This window comes from Algoriphagus persicinus (assembly GCF_035156415.1).
GTDB classification, from domain to species: domain Bacteria; phylum Bacteroidota; class Bacteroidia; order Cytophagales; family Cyclobacteriaceae; genus Algoriphagus; species Algoriphagus persicinus.
Genome location: NZ_JAYEEY010000008.1, coordinates 172,292 through 178,771, shown reverse-complemented (window position 1 = coordinate 178,771; position 6,480 = coordinate 172,292). Strand labels below are relative to the sequence as shown.

Annotated in this window: 5 protein-coding genes; 3 read left to right on the top strand and 2 right to left on the bottom strand. The window is 41.7% G+C overall.

Annotated features, from left to right (window positions below; genetic code table 11):
* Window positions 1–547: 547 nt before the first annotated feature.
* Both U3A58_RS08470 and U3A58_RS08465 read right to left on the bottom strand, forming a co-directional pair.
* A complete protein-coding gene (locus tag U3A58_RS08470) occupies window positions 548–2,275 on the bottom strand; it encodes a M14 family metallopeptidase (protein ID WP_323822983.1) in 1,728 nt (575 codons plus the stop codon).
* Window positions 2,276–2,377: 102 nt separating this feature from the next.
* Complete coding sequence (locus U3A58_RS08465) at window positions 2,378–3,979, bottom strand: M14 family metallopeptidase (RefSeq protein WP_323822981.1); 1,602 nt, start codon at window positions 3,977–3,979, stop codon at window positions 2,378–2,380.
* Window positions 3,980–4,296: 317 nt separating this feature from the next.
* Here U3A58_RS08465 and U3A58_RS08460 point away from each other — a divergent pair, with 317 nt between their 5' ends.
* From U3A58_RS08460 to U3A58_RS08450, 3 genes are all read left to right on the top strand, one after another.
* Window positions 4,297–5,127 (top strand): universal stress protein, encoded by an 831-nt coding sequence (locus U3A58_RS08460; protein ID WP_323822980.1) that lies wholly within the window; start codon window positions 4,297–4,299, stop codon window positions 5,125–5,127.
* A 6-nt stretch (window positions 5,128–5,133) separates the two neighbouring features.
* The gene (locus U3A58_RS08455) at window positions 5,134–5,550 is read left to right on the top strand and encodes a cation:proton antiporter (protein ID WP_323822979.1); all 417 of its coding nucleotides are present in this window, start codon (window positions 5,134–5,136) and stop codon (window positions 5,548–5,550) included.
* 5 nt (window positions 5,551–5,555) lie between these two features.
* Window positions 5,556–6,452 (top strand): cation:proton antiporter, encoded by an 897-nt coding sequence (locus U3A58_RS08450; protein WP_323822978.1) that lies wholly within the window; start codon window positions 5,556–5,558, stop codon window positions 6,450–6,452.
* Window positions 6,453–6,480: the final 28 nt, after the last annotated feature.

The following is a 6,480-nucleotide window of genomic DNA, read 5'->3' as shown; positions in this document are numbered from 1 at the left end:
TGAATATTCGATAGGAAGATTAACCATTTTGGTGAATGTTGATCCTGTTAAAAATCCCCTTTTTTATCCTCCATTCAAACAATTATCAATGTTTTTCTATTCCTAATGCATAATCACGGTTTAATTATCCGTTATTATCCACTGTTTATTGTTATTCAGCTCCTGGAAAAGCAGGATAATTATTTATACATGGAGAGCCCCATCGGGGCTTGCTGTGCGTAAAAAGAAAACTGGACGCAAAACAGCTGTGCCGAAAGGTACAGCACTGTTGTTTCCAAATTATTGAGCCGTACCTAAAGGCACGGCTGTTTTACATACATTTATTTTTCTACCCATAGTTCGTCCCTAAAGGGACAAATAGATACACCACTAGTAGAAATATAAATCAAAAATCGTAACATCCGCGCAAACCTCCGTGGCCACCCTGGTTTAACCCGAAATACCCCTCAAAAAAATACGGAGCATGTCTGCTCCGCATTATCTTATTTTCAGTTTCTGCAGACAATCTTATGAACAACTCTTGAGACTGCTCACTGTAACTGCATACTTATTTCTCCCAACTAGCCTTTCCACCTTTGGCAGAATCAACCGTAATGGAAAAGTTAGATCCTGAAGACACGATCCATTTCACTTTTACTCCAGTCATTCCTGGGACATTAGCCACAGAGATTTTCTCAGGAGTCAATTTCTGCTCCGTCATCTTATTGAAGTCTTCATCTTCCACCAGAAAACCTGCGACAACTTTGGCTCCGGAAAGCGTTACGTAATCAGGTCGTTCGATTTTGTACTTGAGATCCTGACTCGCATGAGTTGGCATTAAGCGCTCGTTGAAGATCGTAGCTGTGATAGCTTTCAATCCTCCACCAAGATCTTGTTCCTTCACATCCATTACGGAAAGTTTTGGAGTATGGTAAGCGTGATAAATGGTGAAAGCTACATTTCTATGTGCATCCTGCTCAAGCAAGAATCCTGGATGAGCACGGCCGAAGTTTTTCTTAAACCCTCCAATTTCCACGGTTCCAAACTGCGGATGATCAAACTCATGCCAGTTGACAAATGCATCGCCCATAGTCAAAAATTCATCTACTTCGAACATTTCATTTTGTCCACCCGATTCTTTGTGGAAATAAAGATATGGAACCATCAGCTCATTGGAGAAGGTGAATACTCCTCTGACTCCGTAAAACCAATCTAGCTCACCTCCAAACACGGAATACAAATCTTTGTAAACAGTCAGGTAGCGGTAACCAGGAATCATTTCTTCGCCCTTCTTCCCAAGCGCATCGTAGATACGAATGTCATTTCGATTATAAGTGCTTACATCTTCCTCTGCTCCTGGACCTCGAAGTATCATCCCACCTGAATTGTGGAAACTCTGAGCTCCAGCGATATTTGGATGCTTCATCACGAAATCCATAACGGAGCGGTTTTCAGGCAATGTAAATGGGTATTTCAACGCTCCACGCTGGATATAATCTGGCTGCCAGTTCCATCCCCAATCACGGTTTGGATCATAATAACCTACTCCATCGTCATTAACGCGACCATCACCATCACCATCTGTACCTTCTTGGCCAAGCATTTCGTATTTACCTACCTTATCTGCGCCTACCATTATTAGCTTGCGCGGATCTTGTGGATCTTTGATGTAGCGCCCGGTAGATGATTTCCTGATCATCATCGTTATGTTGCCATCTCCATCCAGGTCATCCATGCCATCCTCACCAGCTACTCCATCTCCGTCGTTATCCAGAGTCATCATTCCAGACCGCGGTGAATTCGCTGTATTTGGCTCCAAGAAGAAATTATTTCTTGCGTCAGGATTGATCGTCGGAGTAATATAAAAGACCTTATCCTTCAATAGCTGCTGAATAAATTCATTATCAGCAAACATTTCGGTAAGATACCAAGCTCCGTAAAGAGAGAATTCTCCTCCCTGAATTTCATTGGAGTGAATGTTCCCATCGATCCACATACCCGGTTTGTCGGTATCTTTTCCAGTGGAAAAATCTGTAATTGTCAGGGTCCACATATCGCGTCCTTCATACGATTTGCCAATAGATTCAAGTTTAGCAATGTCAGGATGCACCGCTGCAATTTTTTTCATGTTTTCGACAAGACCTTCGTATGTATAATATCGGTTGAATGCGATTTCCACCGTAGGATTGTGTGGAGTCCCTATTGCACGGAAAAATTTCTCTTGTGCTTCTGCTTTATAACTTCCAAGGCTAAGTGCAACTACAGCCAAGACAATGAGAATTTTCGTTGTTTTCATATGTTTATAATTTTCTTCCATTGGCCATATGGAATCTCGCATGGCAAAAATTATTTTTCGTGTCAAGCTCATTTCAATGCTCGATTTCATCTTTTTCATGGCTTAGAGTTTTACAGTGGTAGAAGTGAAGCCCGTATGTGAAGCACCGGCTTTTACTGTCACATTCCCCGATCCTTTGATGATCCAGCTGAAGCTGGCTTTCTCAAAAGCTCCCAATGAATCCATAAGCTCAATTTTATTTCCAGAGACGATGTTCTCAGTATCCATGTCAATTCTTATTTTACGCAGCCAGCGTGATCGCTCTCCCAATTCTGAATGTGTAGGGATTGGAGAATTGTTGAACAAATCCATAGTCACGCGGGTCAGTCCATTTCCCAGTGATTCAGTTTTGACGTTATGGATTTCCAGTTTCGGCTGCATCTCCGCCAATTTTAGGATGAAATCTGTATGCTGACCGACGATTTCGCTCATTTTTTCAAAAGGAGGAGTGGTCATCACAAAAGGCTTTATTCCACCAACTTCCACTTTTTTGTCAGGAAAGTCAGGATGCTGCACTTCTATCCAAGGGACAAAAACATCATTCATCCCAAGAGAATCTGCCCAAGCCAAGTAATTTATCTCTGCATTTGACATGCCTTTGCCTGTAGAATCTGTGTACTCAGGAATCCAATAGCCTGGGGTACCGAAGCTCAATCTGCCAAAATGGAAATAAGCCCACTGAAAGAAATCTCCATCTGTTCCTTGGTTGTCCTGCTGATAGGCTTTCTGCTTCACTGTTTCTTTATATAAATCAGAAACCATCGCATTAATCGCTTGATCTTTTTCCAAAATGGAAGTCACAACACGCTTTTCAGCATTTCCAGCATTGTACTTCAATGGCGAAGACAAATTGTTGGCTGGGGAAAAAGTAACAAATGCAAAAATATTCCATTGCTCAAACAAATAATCCAGCATTGCTCTCGACTCTTTTTGCGTCACAGGCATGTCACCAGCCAACGGTTCAAATACCGGGAATTTATAAGTCAAAGACTTATTGAAAGCAATTCCTTCATTCAAATCCTCGGCAAATTCTCCATCCTTATCATAGTCGATTGATTCTTTATAAAGAGAGTATTTACCTGCCTCTCCTTTGGACTTATCTGCTTTTACAAGGACACGCTCATCTTTTTTGGAGATTAAATAGTCCCCCATAGGGTCTTCCACACGCATCATGGTGATCATTCCATCACCATTCAGATCTGTATATCCACTTCCACCCGGCATACCATCACGGTCATGATCTACAGATACTGCATTCCCTCTTCTTTCATATTTGAGCGAAGCATGGTATTGCTCGTATGCATCTGGAGACATGTTAGGGAAAATGTAAAACGTGGTGTTTTCAAGTGCATCTGAGTGGTATGTAACTAATTTTTCCGCAAATTGAACTGCTAGCTCCACACTCAAAACTTGGTTGCCCTCTACTCCACCGACCACAGCGATGGCAGGCTTTTGATCCAGTTGTCCGGCACCTACTTTTAGCACCCAAATATCTTTGCCACCTTCAGTTTTAGTGAGTGAGGTGAGTTCAGCTGAGGCATTGGAAGCCACCCCCTGCAAACGCTGATTGACCTGACTGAGTGTAGGATAATCTGACTGCGCTAGCGCAGCTCCCGAAAGGCTCATACCTCCGATCAGCAACCAGCCAAGTAGTTTTTTATTCATCTGTTTATAAGTTAAATTTTTTAGTCCTTTTAGAGAAATAGTCGAGTGAGTTTACCGGGACTAATAATTATCCCCTGTGTGACGCTTGAGTCAAGCTCGATTTTATAAATCTCTTGGGTTTAAACTTTCTGATTTGTAATATCTTTAAAAAGATCGATACCTAAATTTTACTAAAAATCCGGGATAAAATGCCCTTTCCTTTTTCAGAATGAAGAAATAGCTCTTGAATGGATATGAATTGGGATAAATGGAGTTGTAGCAGGGATGTTGGACAGATGCGGAAAATTCGCTTATTTCAGGTCATTAGCTTTTTCAAAATGTATCAAAAAGTAGCCCTTGCCATAGCTTTCTCTCCTAGGATGGAAGCTCTTATTTCGGAAACAAAACGTCTAGTTCAGCTCTTTGACTCTGAACTGATCCTAATTCATATTGGTAAAAAGACCGATGAACTCGAAGCAAAACTCGATGAAATTATTGGCAAAACAGGGTTAGATCAACTCAAAACTAAACTGATCTGGAAAGAGGGGAAACCGGTGAAAATGATCATCGAAGCGTGTAAGGAAGAAAAAGCTGATTTACTCGTGGCTGGAGCCTTGAAGCGCGAGGGATTATTGACCTATTACATGGGGTCAGTAGGTAGAAAAATTATCCGTAAAGCTCCATGCTCAGTTTTAACGCTAATTGAGCCAAAGGTTGCCTCCACTGTTTTTGAAAAAGTGGTGCTTAATGGAACGGAACTGGACATCACCCCACATGTAGTTGAGTGTGGAATTATTTTTTCCAAATACGTCCAAGCTGATCAGGTTTATATCTTGAACGAAATAAAAATGTATGGTCTACAGATGGGAACAGCAAGCGAAGATTCGGAAGAGGAAGCGTCACAGACTCGTCGACAGCTGGTCCAGAATGAAATGCAGTATGTGGAGGAGATATTAAAAAAAATAGACCAGGGAAAATTGAAAATAAACATAAAAGTGACGGGTGGAAGATGGGCTGTGGAGTTAGCTAGGTTCTGTGAAAAAATCGATGCAGATCTTCTCGTCGTGGGAGATGATTATAATCTCAATTTCTTCGACAGAATTTTCCCGCATCACTTAGAAGATTTATTGACCACTTTGCCATGTAATTTACTTATAGTAAAAAATTAAACCTCCATGGAAACTTTAGACCATAAGGAGGTAATTAATTTACTCCTTCAACTCGCATCTATTCTTATTCTGGCAAGAGTCTTTGCTGAACTCGCAAGAAAATTCAAACAACCTGCCGTGGTGGGTGAAATATTTGCCGGAATTATTCTCGGACCTACCATCCTTGGTAATTTCTTCCCTGGTGCGCACGAGTATTTATTTGGGGGCCATGAAATGACCAATATAGCTTTCGATGGCTTCGTACAGATCTCGGTTGTGTTATTGCTATTCATCGCAGGTCTGGAAGTGGAATTGCATATTGTGTGGAGTCAGGGCAAAAAGGCCTTGTATATTGCTGTAGCTTCAATGATCCTCCCGATTATTGCTGGATTTGTGGTGGCGTATGCTTNAGTCAGGGCAAAAAGGCCTTGTATATTGCTGTAGCTTCAATGATCCTCCCGATTATTGCTGGATTTGTGGTGGCGTATGCTTTCCCTGAGTTTCTGGGAGTCAATATCAATGACAGAGTAGTCGCATCCACCTTCTTTGGACTTGCTATTTCCATCACAGGACTGGCAATTGTAGCCCGGATTCTCATGGATTTGAATCTGTTCAAAACTTCCTCTGGCCTGCTCATTATAGCTGGTGCGATGATCGTTGATGTACTTGGATGGCTTATATTCTCAGTGATTTTATCGCTATCAGAGTCTGGAAGTGAAGGCTTTGGGGTTTGGCCCACGATCGGTCTAACCTTACTATTCACGCTAGTTATGTTGACTATTGGGAAAGGATTGATCAATAGAGTACTGCCATGGATCAACAAAAAATTAGCATGGCCAGGAGGCTTACTTTCGCTTTCGCTAGCCTTGTGTTTTCTAGCTGCTTCTTTCACTGAATTCATTGGAATCCACGCCATATTTGGTGCTTTCATCATCGGAGTAGCGCTTGGAGATTCGGAGTATTTGACAGAAAAAGCTAAGGAAATTTTACACCAGTTTATCAATAATATTTTCGCTCCTATCTTCTTTGTTTCGATTGGACTGAAGGTCAATTTTATCACAGGATTTGACCCAGGAATCGTCGGAGTTGTCATTATTGTTGGGTTAGTGACCAAATATTATGGGGCCTATTTTGGAGGTAGACTTGCCGGAGTTCCACGTAAAGAATCTATCGTTGCCGGCTTTGGAATGAGTACACGTGGAAGTATGGATATCGTACTGGGATTGATCGCTTTAGAGAATGGATTGGTGACTGAACCCCTCTTTATAGGTTTAGTAATTTTGGCGATAATCGCCAGCATGAGTGCGGGTCCTTTGATAGGCTGGGCGAGAAATCTGAAAATCTAACTGTATTTTTCAATCGTTGATTCTCAAG

Excerpts from the sequence above, each read along its gene's own strand:
- U3A58_RS08465 (WP_323822981.1), bottom strand. The coding sequence starts at position 3,979 with ATGAATAAAAAACTACTTGGCTGGTTGCTGATCGGAGGTATGAGCCTT.
- U3A58_RS08460 (WP_323822980.1), top strand. The coding sequence starts at position 4,297 with ATGTATCAAAAAGTAGCCCTTGCCATAGCTTTCTCTCCTAGGATGGAA.
- U3A58_RS08450 (WP_323822978.1), top strand. The coding sequence starts at position 5,556 with ATGATCCTCCCGATTATTGCTGGATTTGTGGTGGCGTATGCTTTCCCT.
- U3A58_RS08470 (WP_323822983.1), bottom strand. The coding sequence starts at position 2,275 with ATGAAAACAACGAAAATTCTCATTGTCTTGGCTGTAGTTGCACTTAGC.